The 15,966-nt window shown below is 65.9% G+C and carries 13 protein-coding genes and 1 pseudogene; 5 read left to right on the top strand and 9 right to left on the bottom strand.

Annotated elements, in window-relative coordinates:
- Positions 1–127: 127 nt before the first annotated feature.
- Positions 128–280, top strand: a pseudogene (locus tag IBJ82_RS00005) (exodeoxyribonuclease III); the annotation flags it as partial.
- Positions 281–1,024: 744 nt separating this feature from the next.
- Here IBJ82_RS00005 and IBJ82_RS00010 read toward each other — a convergent pair.
- Together IBJ82_RS00010 and IBJ82_RS00015 are read right to left on the bottom strand one after the other, a co-directional pair.
- Positions 1,025–2,755, bottom strand: coding sequence for a lipase family protein (locus tag IBJ82_RS00010; protein ID WP_370585069.1), 1,731 nt, complete (start codon positions 2,753–2,755; stop codon positions 1,025–1,027).
- 288 nt (positions 2,756–3,043) lie between these two features.
- The gene (locus IBJ82_RS00015) at positions 3,044–3,511 is read right to left on the bottom strand and encodes a nuclear transport factor 2 family protein (RefSeq protein ID WP_194823932.1); all 468 of its coding nucleotides are present in this window, start codon (positions 3,509–3,511) and stop codon (positions 3,044–3,046) included.
- Between the two features lie 124 nt (positions 3,512–3,635).
- Between IBJ82_RS00015 and IBJ82_RS00020 the strand changes: the two genes are divergently transcribed.
- Complete coding sequence (locus tag IBJ82_RS00020; protein WP_370585070.1) at positions 3,636–4,652, top strand: fatty acid desaturase; 1,017 nt, start codon at positions 3,636–3,638, stop codon at positions 4,650–4,652.
- Positions 4,653–4,655: 3 nt separating this feature from the next.
- Here IBJ82_RS00020 and IBJ82_RS00025 read toward each other — a convergent pair whose 3' ends face one another.
- The gene (locus IBJ82_RS00025) at positions 4,656–5,174 is read right to left on the bottom strand and encodes a helix-turn-helix domain-containing protein (protein WP_194823933.1); all 519 of its coding nucleotides are present in this window, start codon (positions 5,172–5,174) and stop codon (positions 4,656–4,658) included.
- A gap of 60 nt (positions 5,175–5,234) precedes the next feature.
- Here IBJ82_RS00025 and IBJ82_RS00030 point away from each other — a divergent pair, with 60 nt between their 5' ends.
- Positions 5,235–5,879, top strand: coding sequence for a dihydrofolate reductase family protein (locus IBJ82_RS00030; protein ID WP_194823934.1), 645 nt, complete (start codon positions 5,235–5,237; stop codon positions 5,877–5,879).
- A gap of 36 nt (positions 5,880–5,915) precedes the next feature.
- Complete coding sequence (locus IBJ82_RS34405) at positions 5,916–6,101, top strand: hypothetical protein (RefSeq protein WP_228536367.1); 186 nt, start codon at positions 5,916–5,918, stop codon at positions 6,099–6,101.
- 230 nt (positions 6,102–6,331) lie between these two features.
- On the opposite strand, the gene IBJ82_RS00040 is transcribed toward IBJ82_RS34405, so the two are convergent.
- From IBJ82_RS00040 to IBJ82_RS00060, 5 genes are all read right to left on the bottom strand, one after another.
- Positions 6,332–7,822 carry a DUF4246 domain-containing protein gene (locus IBJ82_RS00040; RefSeq protein ID WP_194823935.1) on the bottom strand — a complete coding sequence of 497 codons (1,491 nt, stop codon included), beginning with the start codon at positions 7,820–7,822 and terminating at the stop codon, positions 6,332–6,334.
- A gap of 76 nt (positions 7,823–7,898) precedes the next feature.
- Positions 7,899–10,412 carry a polynucleotide kinase-phosphatase gene (locus tag IBJ82_RS00045; protein WP_194823936.1) on the bottom strand — a complete coding sequence of 838 codons (2,514 nt, stop codon included), beginning with the start codon at positions 10,410–10,412 and terminating at the stop codon, positions 7,899–7,901.
- Positions 10,412–11,884 (bottom strand): 3' terminal RNA ribose 2'-O-methyltransferase Hen1, encoded by a 1,473-nt coding sequence (locus IBJ82_RS00050; protein ID WP_194823937.1) that lies wholly within the window; start codon positions 11,882–11,884, stop codon positions 10,412–10,414. Before IBJ82_RS00050 ends, IBJ82_RS00045 begins: the two co-directional genes overlap by 1 nt.
- A gap of 48 nt (positions 11,885–11,932) precedes the next feature.
- Entirely contained in the window at positions 11,933–13,276 is a 1,344-nt protein-coding gene (locus IBJ82_RS00055; protein WP_194823938.1) for a permease prefix domain 1-containing protein, read from the bottom strand.
- A complete protein-coding gene (locus tag IBJ82_RS00060) occupies positions 13,267–13,623 on the bottom strand; it encodes a PadR family transcriptional regulator (protein WP_194823939.1) in 357 nt (118 codons plus the stop codon). Before IBJ82_RS00060 ends, IBJ82_RS00055 begins: the two co-directional genes overlap by 10 nt.
- Positions 13,624–13,798: 175 nt before the next feature.
- On the opposite strand from IBJ82_RS00060, the gene IBJ82_RS00065 reads away from it, so the two are divergent.
- Positions 13,799–14,506 carry an LppP/LprE family lipoprotein gene (locus tag IBJ82_RS00065; protein ID WP_194823940.1) on the top strand — a complete coding sequence of 236 codons (708 nt, stop codon included), beginning with the start codon at positions 13,799–13,801 and terminating at the stop codon, positions 14,504–14,506.
- Positions 14,507–14,544: 38 nt separating this feature from the next.
- Here IBJ82_RS00065 and IBJ82_RS00070 read toward each other — a convergent pair whose 3' ends face one another.
- Positions 14,545–15,669 (bottom strand): metallophosphoesterase, encoded by a 1,125-nt coding sequence (locus IBJ82_RS00070; RefSeq protein ID WP_370585071.1) that lies wholly within the window; start codon positions 15,667–15,669, stop codon positions 14,545–14,547.
- Positions 15,670–15,966: the final 297 nt, after the last annotated feature.

Consider the following 15,966-nt stretch of genomic DNA (forward strand, 5'->3'; position numbering starts at 1 on the left):
GATTCCTACCGGATGAAACACCGCACGAAAGCAGGTGAGCGCCCCTGATCTGAGCACCCCACCCCCGCCTGGGGGTGGGGACTTCCCGTTGGCCACCAGCGGGGACTTACGAATGGCCGTTGACACCAAGGATGTGGGTTGGCGAGTGGACCACCAACTCGCGACACCCGGTCTCGCCCGCCGCGCCACGTCTGTTGTCGTCGACAAGGAGCCGTCACCCGCTGAGCGGCTCTCCGATCACGCCCCACTCGTGGTGACCTACTCGGCAATGCCTGACTGAGAAGTTCTGGTGCCCTCGGCGGGGCACATCCAAGATGGGACCGGGGACGACCTGCGATTTGCGCGCGGTCAGTTGAGGATCGAAGCCGACTGCAAACTGTAGGTTCCGCCCAGCGGGACCATGAGATGCCGAGCTGCTGAGCAGGAGCCAGGGATTCGAATTCTGTTATCACGTCCGTCGACCCGTCCCGGTGGAGACTTGAGCTGGCCCCCGGTAACCGCGCGCTTTCGTCGCCGAGATTGTGTCTGGTGCTACCGATGGATGACTGCCCGCGGATCTGAGCGGCATTGGCGACGGCCTCTTGTTCCCCTGATCAGGGCCCCTTTTGGCATCGTTGCCCATCTCAGTCGTAGTGGATAGGGACGCTGCGGTGTCGTCAGTGGAATTTGACGTTCTGACTACTGGTCATTGGGGGTTAGATGCCTGGCGTGGGGTCCCTCGACGCGGCCCCGAGTAGAAGCCGTACTGCCCGGTCCTGGCCGAAGTGTTCGCAACGCGGAGTGTAATCCCTTGTTGCTGAACCTGATTCGCTGCAACTGGCGCCGGGTCGATCTGGGCACATCTGTCGCGTATCGGAGGAGATCGTTGGTGCGGACGCTGAACTTCGATCCTCGCCAGCCGGATGAGCTTATGACGCTCTATGTGGGGGTCAGGGGTTCGAGTCCCCCATAGCTCCGCCCGAGAACAAGAGGTCCGGCTTGCGAGCCGGGTATTTTGTCGTTTTCATTACTCTCGCGCTGTGAATTATCCGGCGTTGCAGGTCGGGGTCGGGGCGGCGCCGCTCCAGCGGTCGAGCGTCCACTGGATGATCTGTGGGGTCAGCGGTGAGTCGGCCGCGACGAGGCTCATGTGGCTGAGGCCGGGGAAGGTGCGGTAGTCGATCGGTTCGCCCGCTGTACAGCGCGCATCGATCCAATTCTGTTGCAGCGCGGGCTTGACGAGTGGGTCGGCGAGTCCCTGCGCTACCAGTACCGGGGAGGGGAAGGGGCCGACGGGAGTCTGGCGCTTCAGCTTCGTGCCGAATTCGCCCTCGAGCAGGCTATCCGGGAAGACCTGATTCGGTATCTGCGAGCCGCGCAGGATAGCGGAAAGGGCGTCTTTGCCGTTGAAGCACAGGTTTCGGATCTTCTCGACCCCGCGCTCCGAACCCGGGGTCAGGTGCTCGCGCAGCTGCAGTTCGGGGTAGAGGCGATTCCAGGTGCTCGCGATATATGCGGAGATGGTCTTGCCTCCGACCTCGGTCTTGTCGGCCTCCGCGAGGCCGAAGAGGTCGGCGGCGGGGGCGAACGCGGCGACGCCTTTCACGTCCAACTCGGGGGCGTAACTACGCGCGATCTGCCCGGTCCACAGCGCCGCCTGGCCGCCCTGCGAGTGCCCCCACACCACGGTGTCGGTGGTCGTCGAGATCTCGTCGAACTCCTGCGCCGCCCGCGAGGCGTCGAGCACGTTGCGCGCCTCGGCCTCCCCGACGAGGTACGGGTGGGTGCCCTGCGTCCCGAGCCCGAGGTAATCCGAGGTCACCGCGACCCAGCCGTGCTGGGTCACCATCTCCCGGAGTGCGGTTCCGGCGCCGTCGTCGAACGGTGCCGCGGCGAGCGACGGTGCGCACTTCGGCTCGATCCCGGTGGTGCCGTGGGCGACGGTCAGCAGCGGATACGGATCGGCCGACGGGTTCTCCGGGGCGAGGATCGTGCCACTGGACACGGCAGCCGTGCCATCGGGATGCGTTGTCGTATAGAGGATTCGCCATCCGCGCGCACCGTCGGGAACGCCTTCGTCGAGCGGCTCGGTACGCAGCAGTCGGCCCGGTTCGGTAGGCGAATTCGCCGGCGCCGTATAGAACGGGCCGGGTTCGGGCAGCGGCACGCCTGAGAGAAGACGAACGCTGCCGTAGGCGAGCAGCAACGCCATCGCGAGCGCAGAAGCGGCGGCGACGGTGCGGGTCCAGCCGCGCCGGTGTCGGTGCGCGTCGGAGTGCGCTCGGAACCCGAGAAGCGCGGTGAAGAGCAACTGCAATCCGAGGAATACGAACCACGCCGCGAGCCCGAACCGGAAAACCACGACGGTGAGAACCGGCCAGGAGAACGCGACCACGCCGACGGTGATACTCGCGACCGCGGTGAGCCCCGCGGTGATCCGCCGATCGATACCGCCGGGACGAGCCGCTTCGCCCGCTCCGTCACCGCGCACCACCTGCCATACGGCGAGCAGCCCGTGCACGATGAGCGCCGCACCGATAAGGAAGGCGAGTCCCGGTGCGCCGACACTCGGCCAGACCGCCATCGCCACGCCGAGCACGACAAGAACGCCACCGAGCACCCGCGCGTGGAATGGAACGGCGCCCGGCCTCGGCTCCTCACCCTCCGCGGCGTGGGGGATCAATGCGGCGGCGATCCCCACGAGCGCGAAGCCGATGCCGGTGACGAGGGCGACGGTCTGCACCCGCATCGGGACGAGGACCAGCAGCGCACCCACCGCGACGGCCGCGATCCCGATCGCAACGCGAAGCGGTGTCGACAGCCTCGAGACGCGCCTACGTATAAGGGCCGTCGCGCCGCGCTCGGAACCCGGCATTCCCTCGTTCAACGAATCGCCGTTCACCTCGGACCCTTTCGCTGCCGGTTCGGCCGCTGTTTTCGATGCCTGATCGTTCGCCGCGACCAAGAGGCGCAGCACTCGGTGGACAACGAAGAATATCGCCCGGCTCGGTCAGATCGGAGTTGCCGAGCCATGCAGACCACGGCATATACCGCGGTCAGGTCGTCACAGACCGTCAGTGAGGGTTCGGTAGTCGTCGATCCGATGGCCGCTCCGCCAAGGACGCGCCGCACCCGATACCAACCAGCGCCGCCATAACGACGGATGCTTCAGCACGATCGGGAGCACGGGGAGGGGATCGAAGTAGTTCATTCGCTGGATCGCCTTGCCGTCGCGAAGGATCATGCGGTCGACGTTCGGCCATTCGATGCGGTGGCGTCCCACGTGCGCCAGCAGTCGGAACTCGATGAAGACCACATCGTCGTCGCCGCGCCACCGGTCGACGTGCGCCCGCAAGTCGGGGAGAAATCGCCAGATCTGGGCAAATTCTTTTTGTGCCGCTTCGATTCCGTGCATCGGTGGGGACAACGGTTGGGTCAGCACCACGTCCGGATGCAGAATCTCGGGGATACGGTCCACGGACGGCCGATCCCAGAAATCGATGAAGTTCGCGACGAACTGTTCAGCGGACATGGGACTCCCCTCGTCGGCTCGACGGTAGCGAACTCCCGCCACGCTCCGCGACCACCCAGAGGTGGATATCGCGGATCTGCAACCCGTTCACCCAGCCGTGGCCTGCATGCGCCATGCTTGTCCTGTGGTTATCGCGTCTGATGTCGTCCCCGTGCGTGGCAGTGAGTACTCGGTCCTGTTGCGCCGTGTCCGGGAGGCGGACCTGCTCGACCGGCGAGTGGGGTACTACGGGTGGAAGAGCGCGCTGACCGCGGTGGCTTTCATTGCTGGTTGGGCGGCGTTTTTCGCCATCGGTGACTCGTGGTGGACGCTGGTGGTCGGGGTGTTCCTGGCCGCGGTGTTCTCGCAGCTCGCGTTCCTCGGCCACGATGCGGGGCACAAGCAGATCTTCGCCGGGCGCCGGGCCAACTATCTGTACGGTCTGATCGCGGGAAATCTCGCGATCGGGCTGAGCATCGGGTGGTGGACCAGCAACCACAACCGGCATCACGCCCACCCCAATACCGAGGGCATGGACCCGGACGCGATGGGTGTGCTCGCGTTCTCCGGTGACCGCGCGCGGGCCGGAAAGGGTTGGCGGCGCTTCATTTTCCGCTACCAGGCGTGGCTGTTCTTCCCGCTGCTGCTGCTCGAAGGCGGCAGCCTGCACTGGAAGAGCATCGTCGCGGTGTTCCGCTGGCCGATCCCGAACCGCATCTGGGAGGGCGTGCTGCTCGCCGCCCACTTCATCGGTGTGCTCTCTGCGGCGTTCCTGGTGCTGTCGCCGGGCAAAGCGTTGGTGTTCATCGCGGTTCAGCAGGGCCTGTTCGGTCTGTACATGGGCTCCACCTTCGCCCCGAACCACAAGGGCATGGAAGTTCTGCCCGAAGGCGACAACACCGACTTCCTACGCAGGCAGGTGCTCACCTCACGCAATGTGCGCGGTAGCTTCCTCGTCGACACCGCGATGGGCGGCCTGAACTACCAGATCGAGCACCACCTGTTTCCGTCGATGCCCCGTGCCAACCTGCGCCTCGCTCAGCCGATGGTCGCCCAGTTCTGCGCCGAGATCGACGTTCCCTACTGCGAGACCGGCCTGTTCGAGTCCTATCGCCAGGCGATGGCCCACCTGAACGAGGTCGGCCGCCAGACTGTGCGGTAGCGCCTACTGACCGACCGCCTCGTTGTAGGCGGCGGTGAGTTCGGCGAGCACCCCGTCATCGGGAAGCGGCGCACCACGCAGGTGGGTGGCGCGCAGTTCATCCATGAATCGGTCCCACATCGGGGCACCGCCCGCAGCGAGCAACTCCGCGCGCACGGTCAGCTCCGGCGTCGTGTGCAACCATCGCGCGCCCCACGCGCCCAGTGCGGCCAGCACCGGAACGAGCTGAATCGCGGCCTCGGTGAGGTGATATTCGACCTTCTGGCGGTGGCTCGGGTCATCGTCGCGCGTGAGCAGGCCCGCGGCGACGAGTTTAGTCAGGCGTGCGGCCAGGATATTCGAGGCGATGCCCTCGACGGACCCGGTGAGTAGCTCCCGGAAGTGTGTCTGTCCGCCGAACATGATGTCGCGCACGATGATCAGGCTCCAGCGGTCGCCGAGCAGCTCGACCGTCAGATTGATCGGGCAGCCCGACTTGCCCGGCGGTACGGGCAATTTATCTTGGGCAACTGGTTGCGGCATAGGATCAGTCTAGGATACGTTCGTCACTGCTTGCGTATTGCAATCAGAAAGGGCACCTCGATGGCTCAGATGGTTCGCGTTCAGAACTTCAGCATTTCCAGCGACGGGTACGGTGCGGGGGAGGGGCAGAGTCTCGATCGTCCCTTCGGTCACGCTGACCCCGCTGACTTCATGTCCTGGGCGGGCGCCACCGCGCACTGGCCCAACCGCACCGATCCCGGCGGCACCTACGGCCTCGACGACTACATCACTCGCGACTTCGCCTTCAACATCGGCGCGGAAATCATGGGCCGCAACAAGTTCGGGCCATTCCGTGGCCCGTGGGAGAACTACGACTGGCAGGGCTGGTGGGGCGATAACCCGCCGTTCCGCACCCCGGTGTTCGTCCTCACCCACCACGAGCGTCCGTCATTCACTTTGGCCGACACCACTTTCCACTTCATCGACGCCACCCCGAAGGACGCACTGGCCCAGGCTCTCGACGCCGCCGACGGCAAGGACGTTCGTATCGGCGGCGGCGTCGCCACGGTCCGCGAGTTCCTCGCCGCCGATCTCATCGACGCGATGCATATCGCCGTCGCGCCGGTGGAAATCGTTGCGGGCGAACGACTGTGGGAAAGCTCGAACGAATACGACGACCGCTTCCACCACGAGCAGATCCCCAGCCCCAGTGGAGTGGTACACCATTTCTTCTGGCGCCGATAAGTACCGCGTGACCTGCGCGGCAGCGATAATAGTGTGGTGCCAACAGATCCCGTGCTGCTCGACAATCTGACGCTGGAACAGTCCTCGGTAGTCGCGAACAACGCGATGAATCGCGGCCGGGGACTGTCCGGCGTCAACAGCTACACCCGAGAACTCGGTTTCGACCCCTACGAGGTACTCGCCGAACGCCTGCGCGCCGACCCCACGGCTCGGGTCACGTAGGTCGACGTCCCAGCCGAAATCCGCCGCCGCAACGACTCACCGGCAGCCGAGGCCGTCATCGAAACCCTGCGAGCGGCAGGCCTGACCTACAACCGCCACCGAATCCACGGCCACGGCCGCCCTGAGTTCTCCGCCACCTACCTCGGAGCCGACCCGACGGCGGGCCCCGGCTATACCGGCCAACCCTCGGTGGTCTCATACTACGACTGGTGATTCGGGCAAAGAATCTGTCAATGCTCGCAGAGGGAGAACTCTCGTTCGTACAGCTCGTCGTTGTGTTCGTCGACGAAGAACTTTCGCTCTCGCATCAGTTCTTCGCGGAAGTCCTCGGCCTGGGCTGCCGTCATCGTCGACGTGGGTGACCACGGTTGTTGGGGCGGGATGTCGGAGGTCGAGACGATGGTGATCGACGGGTCGACCAGGAAGAAGGCCAGGATTTTGCGGTGGCCGTTTCGGGTCGGGTCGTGGAGTCGGAACGGGGCGACGCGATGTTGGAGGATGTTCGGGAAGGCCATGCAGCGACCTGCTGTGGCCTGGACTGATCCCAAGTCCTGATTGAGGATGTCTTCGTCGGTGAGACCGAAGACCTCGCGCATCCCGGTCTCGTCGTTCTGCTGGTACTCCGGGTCGTCGACGGCGGCGCGGAAACCGAGCACGCTGTCGGTGATGTTCTCGTTGTCCCAGTAGTAGATTCCGGTGGCGACGATGCGCTCGTTGAGCATTGCTTCGACGTGCCACGAACCGCCCGGGTATTCCGGATTCTCGGGTGTGAGGTGAATGTTGGCGAGTTTGACGATGACCTGTAGCCGGCGGCCGTTGAGGTCGACTCGGACGGTGTCGTCGGTGGGCGTCGGCGGTTCGAAGACGGGGGCGTCGGGAATGGCCGGTCGGCGGTTTTCCCACCAGTGGTTCCAGGCCTCTTCGTAGGCCTCTTCGGCTTCGTCGCTCGCACGGGTCGGCTCGGTGGGTTCGCTGTCGTCGTACCAGGTGAACGGGTTGACGTCGATCCGCACAGGTCGTGGTTGCCGAAGGTCGGTGAGTACATTCGCCAGCAGCGGGAGCATGCGGGCGAAGAGATCCGGCAGTACGGCCTCGAGTGCGTGATGGCGAACCGGGTCGACGTTGTTGACGTAGGAACGGAAGGCAACGTCGCCGCCGTCGGTGACGTCGACGTCGGTGGGCAGCCACTGGAACTTCTGCGAATACGCGTACTTGGCGTCGTTGGTCGCCGGGCTGGGCCATGGTGCGTCGGCGGGACGACTGACGCCGCGTACCAGGCAATACAACGAGGGATGGACGAGATTACGTACCTGACCGTTCGAACCGGGATGCCAATCCTGTTCGGCCGCGGGGACATCCTCCAATACCCGCGCCGCCTCGCCTAGTCGACCACACAACGCCTCGTCGATCAGCATGTCCGACTGCCACACCCCATCGACAACGGACACCTCGATCCCGGTCTTCTCGTCGCGCAGCTCGGCGTAGTACACGAGTTCATCGAGCACATAGCGGATTTGGGCTTGCGTCAGTCCGAGCTCGGCCGCTTCTCGAGTCCATCGGGCGACGATGTCGGAGTCGTCGATCTTTCGATGCCACTGCGATTTCGCCCGGATTGCGGCGCTCAATCGCATCATCTCCAACTCGCGCACCGTCCGGACCGGCGCGACAGCAACCAGGTAAGCGACACGAAAGGGCAAGGGAAACGGGGCGAGCTGAGTCAATTCTCTATTCTCTCAACAGTTCTAACGAGCACGACTAGGCCTATGCCGGGACCGACACTAGTTGACGCGGAGATCCTCACAGTCGTGGGTCCGTCGGCACGGATTCCATGGCGAGGATCGCGAAAACCAACTCGTGGACTCGCCACAACGGCTCGCCGGTGGCGATGGCGTCCAGGGCAGCCAGGCCGAGGGTGTGTTCGCGGAGGGCGAGGGTGCGTTTGCGGCTGAGGGTGCGGTCGCGGAGGCGGGCGAGGTGGTCCGGGGTGGTGTAGTCGGGGCCGTAGATGATGCGCAGGTATTCGCGGCCTCGGCACTTGATACCCGGTTGGGCGAGTTTGCCTTTGGCGCGGTGGGCGAGACCGGCATAGGGCTTGATGACCATTCCTTCGCCGCCTGCCGCGGTCATCTCGAGCCACCAGGCGGTGGCTTCGGCTTCGGCGGCGGGGTCGGACAGATCGACGATTCGACGGCCGGTGGGCCGGAAGGTCGCGGGGTCGGCCGCTACCAATCGGTCGCTGATGTCGAGGTGCCAGACGTGGTCGCGGTCGGCGTAGGTGGCGCCTTCGGAGGCTAGCAGGGCGAACGGCGCGATGTGAATACCGTCGAGTCCGGTTGTCGGCCAGCAGTATTGACGGTACGCGGTGGTGAACTTGACCGCGTTCTCGGCGCGGGCGGCGGTGCGCTCACGCAGTGCGCCGAGGTCGAGCCCACGGGACAGACCGGCGTCGAGTGCCGCGACGGCGGACGGAAGTGCGGACCGCGCGGCCGCACCGGCGGCCGCGTACTGGGTGCGGATCAGTCCGGCCGCCTTGGCCGACCAGGGCAGCAGTTCGCAGTCCAGGAGCAGCCAGTCCGAATCGAGTTCGTCGAAAAGTGTTGCGGCGGCGGCTCGTACGCGGTCGAGGAGCGTTTCGGTCAGGACAGAATCGTTGAAGAACGACCGCCCGGTGCGGGTGTAGATCGCACCGGAGCCCCCGACCCCGAACCGAGCCGCTGCCCCGTCACGGCACACGAGCACCACTGCCCGCGACCCCATGTGCTTCTCCTCGCACACCACCTTGTCCACACCCGCCGCGCGATAGTCGGCGAACGCCTCCGTGGGATATTCGAGATAGCCCTCGACAGTCGAGGTCGACGGCGGGGACATGGTCGGCGGCAACCACAGCAGCAGCCGAGGGTCGATCGCGAAGCGGCTCATCACCTCGAGCGCGGCCGCCGAGTTCTCGGCATCGACGATCACTGTGCCGTGATCGGTGCGGATGTGCCTGCGTCCGGTGACGTCGGCGAGGTCGAGAGTCTCGTTGTCGCGCGCGGATTCCACATCGGCGAGCGGACGGATCGGCTCGTAGTACATCCGCTCGGCCTGCACCGCGACGAACGTCTTCTCGGGGTAGCGCATCGCCGTCAGCTCGCCGCCGAATACCGCGCCGGTGTCGAGGCAGACGGTGTTGTTGATCCACTCCACCTTCGGCGTCGGCACGTGCCCGTAGACGACCGTCGCCGCACCGCGATAGTCCCGCGCCCACGGATAGCGCACGGGCAAGCCGTATTCGTCTGTCTCCCCGGTGGATTCGCCGTACAGGCAGAAGTCGCGAACCCGCCCGGACGCGCGACCGTGGTAGGCCTCCTTCAGTCCGGCGTGCGCGACGACGAGCCGCCCACCGTCCAGTCGCAGGTGGCTCACGAGGGCATGGATCCACTGCGCCGCGGAATCAATGAATTCCGTTGTCTCGCCTTCCAATTGCTCGAGCGTCTCCGCGAGGCCGTGCGACACCGTGACGTTCTTGCCACGCAACTTCTTGAGCAGCTTCTGCTCGTGATTGCCCGGCACGCACAGGGCGTTGCCGCTGGCGGTCATCCCCATCACCAATCGCAGCACGCCCGGTGAATCCGGCCCACGGTCGACGAGGTCACCGACGAACACCGCCTGACGCCCCTCCGGATGTGTGGCATCGACCGGACGGCCCGCCTCGTCGCGAACCAGCGTCCACCCGAGTTCGCCCAGCAGCGTTTCCAATTCGGCCCGGCAGCCGTGCACATCGCCGATGATGTCGAACGGCCCCGTGAGTTCACGCCGGTCGTTCCATGCCTTCTCGTAGGTGATCGCCACATCGGAGGGATCGCTGACGACGTGCACCTTGCGAAAACCCTCGCGGCCGAGCTCGCGCAGCGAACGCCGTAGGTCCTGACTCTGCCGCTTGAGCACATTGCGCCCGAAGTCGCGATCGGTGCGGCCCTGAGTACGCTCCCACGCGACAGCCTCGGGTGTATCGATCACGATCGCGACCGGCAGCACATCGAAAGACCGTGCCAAAGCGACCAATTCGGCCCGCGCGTGCTTCTGCACATTGGTCGCGTCGATGACGACCAGCCGACCGGCGCGCAGCCGGATTCCGGCGATGTGACCGAGCGCGTCGAAGGCGTCCTTCGTCGCGGACTGGTCGTTCTCGTCGTCGGCGACCAAACCGCGGAAGAAGTCCGACGACAGCACCTCGGTGGGCTTGAAGTGCTCACGGGCGAAGGTGGATTTGCCGGAGCCGGAGATGCCGACGAGGGCGATGAGCGACAGCTCGGGGAGGTCGATGTTCATTACGCGCCTTCACGTTCAGGCCCGGAGGCGGTAGCGGAGCGTGACCACGCAGGGCCGAGTGAAGGCGCCGATGTCACAGCGCCCTTCCGGAAGAGCGCGAGCTGGGTGGGGGAGCCGGTCTGCGGGTCGTGGTCGCCGACCGGGCGGATGTCGACGGTGTAGCCGAACGTCTCGGCGACGCGGGCGCTCCATGCGGCGAATTCCGCACGGGTCCACTCGAATCGGTGATCGTCGTGGCGGTGGCCGTCGAGGGTTTCGTAGTGCACGTTGTATTCCACGTTCGGCGTCGTCACGATCACCGCGCCGGGTGCGGCGTGTTCGAAGACGGCGCGCTCGAGCGCGGGCAACCGGGACTCGTCGACGTGTTCGATCACCTCCATGAGCACCGCCGCGTCGAAACCCTGCAGCCGGTTGTCGTGGTAGGTCAGCGCCGACTGGATCAGCGTGATCCTGGCCCGCTGCCGATCCGACATCCGATCGAACTTCAAGCGCCGCTCCGCCATCGTCAACGCCGCGCTGGAGACATCGGCGCCCACGATTTCGGTGAACCGGGCCTCGGCTTGCAGCGCGAGAAGCAGAGCGCCCGGGCCACACCCGAGATCGAGAACACGCGATGCGCCGGTCTCGGCCAGTGCGGCGAGTACCGCTTCCTTGCGGAGCTTCACCAGCGGCGTGCGGCGTTCGGTGGCTTCGACGCGTTCGACCGCGTCCTCGGGGATCTCGGCATCGTCGACCACCTCGTCCACCGAGCGCAGACGTTCCAGCGCCGACAGCATCAGTGTCCGTCGCCCGGCCAGGTAGCGTCGCGCGATCAATTCGCGGTCGGGGTGGCCACCGAGCCAGCCCTCGCCCGCGCGCAACAGCTTGTCGACCTCGTCGGCATCCACCCAGTAGTGCTTGGCGTCGTCGAGCACCGGCAACAGGACGTAGAGGTGGTTCAGTGCCTCTGCCAGCCGCAGCGTTCCGGTCAAGCGGAGGCGGGTGTAGGGCGAAGGGCCCCATTCCGGGAACTCCGGATCGAGCGGCACCGACGTGGTCGACACCGTCCAGCCCAGCGGCGCGAACAGCCTCTCGACGATCTCGGTCCCGCCCCGGCACGGTACGGCGGGCACCTCGATCTCCAATGGAATCGCCTGCTCCGCCAACTCTTTACGGTCCCGGCTCGTGCCGTTCAACGCCGACCGGAACACCTTGCCCAACGCCACCGACAGCAGACTCGACGCCACATACGGCCGATCGTTCACATAGCGCCCGAGTGCGGACCCGTTGTGTCCCTTGGTCGGTCGCGCCAGCTCCACCGGGTCGACCTCCAGCAGCAACGCCACGGTGCAGCGGTCCACATCGGCCTGTGGATAGAAGACGTGGGCCGTGCCGCCGGTGGTCGTGAACGACTGCACGCGGTCGGGATGTTTGACCACGAGGTATCCGAGGTCGGTCGCCGGTGAGTGAGTCGTGGAGATCGTCAAGAGCACTTGATGATCCTGTCACGGCCCGCCAGCGGTTTTCGCTGTGTTGTCAGATCATCGGAAATCGAACGAGGGCGGGATGGCGACGATCGCGGCAGCCGCCCACACGCCGTACACGGGCAGGTAGTCGGTCTGCCAGCGTTCGAGAGCGGCGAAGGTCTTCGTGCCGCGGACGAACCCGAAACCGAGGTGGCCCGACCAGACGAGGTTCACCAGCAGCACCACGTTCAGCCCGAGCGCGACCACCTTGTTCGGAGTGGAACCGAATTCGGCGATCCGGGTGAGCATGGCGGCCAGCATCACTACGTCGACCACCAGTGCGGTGACCACCAGGAGCAGTTGCAGGCGGTCGAAGAAGCCGGGTGGGGTCAGCGGGTCGCGGGCGGAGATCGTGTAGAGGAGCAGGCCGAGGACGAGCACGAGGATCAGGTCCATCAGGATGAGCAGGTCGCGGTCGATCGCGGTCAGGCTGTGGGTGGTCGCGAGGGCGGCGAGCAGTGCGAACAGCATGACGACGGTAAGCGGCGTGAAGACCCTCGTGAGCACCGGCGCGATGTTCTCCACGACGTTCTGTTTGGCCTCGACCAGCCAGGCGGCGACGATCACCGCGCCCGCGATGCCGAAGGGCAGCACCCAGTCCTCGATCACCGGCTCGATATCGAAGTCGAGGGTCCCGAACGCGCCGACCGTCAGTCCGATCAGCACGCCGCCGCCGAGCGCCAGCAATGTCAGGTAGACGAACCATTCCCCGGTGAACCGGATGAAATCCATCCGCCGCCGCCCGGATCGCCAGTCACCGCCCGCGTAGGCGAGGCCGACCGCCAACCACAGCAGGATCGGCGCGTGGATGGCGGCGATGATCTCGGTCGCCCCTTCGGGCTCGAACGGATAAAGGTTCAGAACCAGCGCGGTGAGTGCGAACGGCACGAGCAGCACTGCGGCCACCCGCGCGGAAACCTGGCGCTTCCACGCGAAATATCCGGCGAGGAAAGGCAATACGAGCAGGCTGAGGTTGCGGCCCAGTGCAGGGCCGTCCAGCCAGGTGAAGCCCGCCTTTACCGTGAGCGCCGCTCCTACGGCGAGGGCGAGAACCACCATCAGCTCTCGATTGCCCGCACCGCCCTCGGACTCCTCCGGCACCAGAACGAGCTGCTTCCACAGTCTTTCGGAATGCTCGAGCGCGAACTCGCGCGAGATCGCGTCCATACTGCCCATCCGCTTCACCGCGACGAGAAAGGCCTCGTCGCCGGACAGGCCGCCGGCTTGCAGGGTGGAGATCTGTTCGCGCAGATGGTCTTCCATCTCGTCGACATCGGCGACCGAAATCGCACGATGGCGCTGGACGTACCCGCGCCACTGATCGATATGGGCTTGCAACTCGGTCTCCATCACGCCCATCCCTTCTCGACCGGTCCGGTGGCGCTGCGCCAGACCTGGTCGAGTGCCTCGGCGACCACGCTCCACTGAGCTTGTCGTTCGGCGAGCGCGGCTCGGCCGGAATCGGTGATCAAGTAGTGCTTGCGCCGACGTCCGCCCTCGGACACCCGCCAGGTCGACGACACGTGCCCGAGCCGTTCCAGTCGGTGCAGCAGCGGGTACAGCATCCCGTCGGTCCACTGCATTCGCCCGCGCGAGAGCTGGTTGACCTGCTCGAGGATGGCGTACCCGTACGACTCGCCCTCGGCCAGAATCCCGAGCACCAGCGGCGTCGCCGAGGCCGCCACCAGGTCTTTGTCTATCCGCATCGGACTCCTATACCTAGAAGATCTATGTCATAACCTAGCAGATCTAGGTATATAGGTGTGAATGTCGCACCCTAGGGTGAGGATTTCGTTGAATCGCCTAACGACCGTGTGAAGGGCCCCGATGAAGTCTGCATATACGCGCTACAGCGCGTAGGGGACACAGAATCGAGGAACCATGAAGAACGCAGTTCGGATGGGTGCGCTGATCGCCGTCGCCGCGGCATTGGTCGCAGGCTGCACTGACGAGAGTGGTTCAGGGACAACCACTTCCACTTCCCGTGCGACGGTCGCCTCGTCGACAACGCGCGCGCCCGCACCGGGCCCCGAGGCACCGGGGTCTACCGCGCCCGAGGAGACCTCCGCACCCCGGCCCGGCGCCACCACCGCGCCGGAGCCCGAAACAGCGCCGGGCACACCGCCGCCCACGATCATCCCGGTTCCCGACACCACCTCTCCCGCCCCCGCTGACAACATCAGTGGGCCGGGTCGCTGCATAGACCCGGCCTCGACCGGTGTGCAGAACGCCCTCGCGAGCCTCGAGGGAAGCTGGGTCGCCGGACAGGCTTCCACTGATCAACCGGGTAGCTGTGGTCAGCTGTTGTATGTGCGCGCCATCGGCGGCAATTCCGCGGGTGCGCCGATCCACATGCTGTTCTTCCGCAATGGAAAGTACCTGGGCACAGGTACTTCCGAGCCGTATGCCTTCACGACCGTCGTCGGGTCGAGCAACAACGCGGTCACCGTCGACTACCGCTGGCTCGCAGGTGACGAACCCTTCGCCGCACCCCAGGGCGGCCCCGCGACGATCACCTATTCGTGGAACGGTTCGAAGGTGGTGATGGGCGGCACGCTGCCGACCGAAGTCACCCAGCCGCACCGCTGATCCGCTCTCAGTTGCCCATGCGCGTTGGGCAACTGAGTTCAGCTGTGCGGGTGCAGCACCAGCACCGTGATCTCGCTGGGTGCGAACACCCGAAGTTGCGGACCCCAGAAACCGGTGCCGCGGCTGGTGTAGAGCTGGGTGTTGTTCGCGTGCCTGCTCAGGCCCGCGACCACCGGCTGGTCGAGCCGGACGAGATAGTGGAACGGCCAGATCTGCCCACCGTGGGTGTGGCCCGAGATTTGCAGTGCGACGCCCGCCGCGGCACTGTCGGCGATCTGTTTGGGCTGGTGGGCCAGCAGCACCACCGGTAGTTCGGGGTCGGCGCCGGCGAGCGCGGCAGGCAGATCAGGGCCGTGACCGGGCAGGCTCTTGCCGGTCGGGTCGTCGATGCCCGCGATGACGAGCCGGTCGCCGTCGCGGGTGAGCACGCTGTGCTGGTTGTGCAGCGGCTGCCAGCCGAGCGAGGCCATGTAGTCGATCCAGCCCTGGGCGTCGCCGAAGTATTCGTGATTGCCGGTGATGTAGAACCGGCCGAGCGGCGCCTCGACCTTGCCGAGTGGATCGACCTGAGCCTGGCGTTTCGCGACCGAACCGTCGGCGAGATCGCCGGCGTGACAAGCGATATCGGGCCGCTGGGCGTTGACCACCTCGACCACCCGCTCCGACCAACGCCGCCGATTCAGCGCCGCGTAGTGGGTGTCGGTGACGACCACGACCCGCAAACCGTCGAGCCCCTGCGCCAGCCCACGGATCGCGACATCGACCGTACGCACCCGCGGCACCCGACGCGCCTCGTACACACCCCAGCCGACCAGCACCGTCGAGGTGACCAGCACCCCCGCCGCCACGATGCGCGCACTGTCGACCCCACCGACAGCCAGCGCGCCACGCACGAACAGCCCGATCACCGACCAGGAGAAAACCACCCACAGGACCCCGAGCAGGGTGTCGCCGACGATCACCGCAGGATCGGACTGCGCGGGCCCGTGCCCGAGGAACATCGTGAGCGGCAGGCACACGAGCGCGGCCACACAGACGGCCGTCCCGATCCAGAACAGCGTCCCGCTGCCACCGGTCGGTGACGAGACCAACGTCCACCAGGGCACCCCGAACAGCAAGGCGAGGACCAGCGACAACATCATCAGGCGTACGGCGATCTTCACAGCGGTCCGTTCTCGGCAGGGTGCGGCCGGGTGCGGCCACGATCGACCTCCCAGGGTAGCGCTCCGGCCGGACGCCCTCTTCGCCGAGAAACCGCAGTTCCGGGCATGTGTACGAAGCGGGCTGCCGCACTGCGCAATTCGAGGTTCCCCGGGGATCGGGGGCGCGCTAAGCTGCCCGGCAGGGCCCCGCGCGCAGGTTTCGCACCGCGGCGGGTCGAGTGGGGAAGCGGCGTGGCCGCACAACGGGAAGGTCAGAACACCGATCATGCGTGGGGTAAATATGCTTTTTCGGCGGGT

The sequence above is a fragment of the Nocardia sp. XZ_19_231 genome, from assembly GCF_015355705.1.
Lineage (GTDB): Bacteria > Actinomycetota > Actinomycetes > Mycobacteriales > Mycobacteriaceae > Nocardia > Nocardia salmonicida.

Coding starts and splice junctions, on each gene's coding strand:
- IBJ82_RS00015 (WP_194823932.1), bottom strand. CDS start 3,511: ATGTCCGCTGAACAGTTCGTCGCGAACTTCATCGATTTCTGGGATCGG.
- IBJ82_RS00025 (WP_194823933.1), bottom strand. CDS start 5,174: ATGCCGCAACCAGTTGCCCAAGATAAATTGCCCGTACCGCCGGGCAAG.
- IBJ82_RS00030 (WP_194823934.1), top strand. CDS start 5,235: ATGGCTCAGATGGTTCGCGTTCAGAACTTCAGCATTTCCAGCGACGGG.
- IBJ82_RS00045 (WP_194823936.1), bottom strand. CDS start 10,412: ATGAACATCGACCTCCCCGAGCTGTCGCTCATCGCCCTCGTCGGCATC.
- IBJ82_RS00055 (WP_194823938.1), bottom strand. CDS start 13,276: ATGGGCGTGATGGAGACCGAGTTGCAAGCCCATATCGATCAGTGGCGC.
- IBJ82_RS00060 (WP_194823939.1), bottom strand. CDS start 13,623: ATGCGGATAGACAAAGACCTGGTGGCGGCCTCGGCGACGCCGCTGGTG.
- IBJ82_RS00065 (WP_194823940.1), top strand. CDS start 13,799: ATGAAGAACGCAGTTCGGATGGGTGCGCTGATCGCCGTCGCCGCGGCA.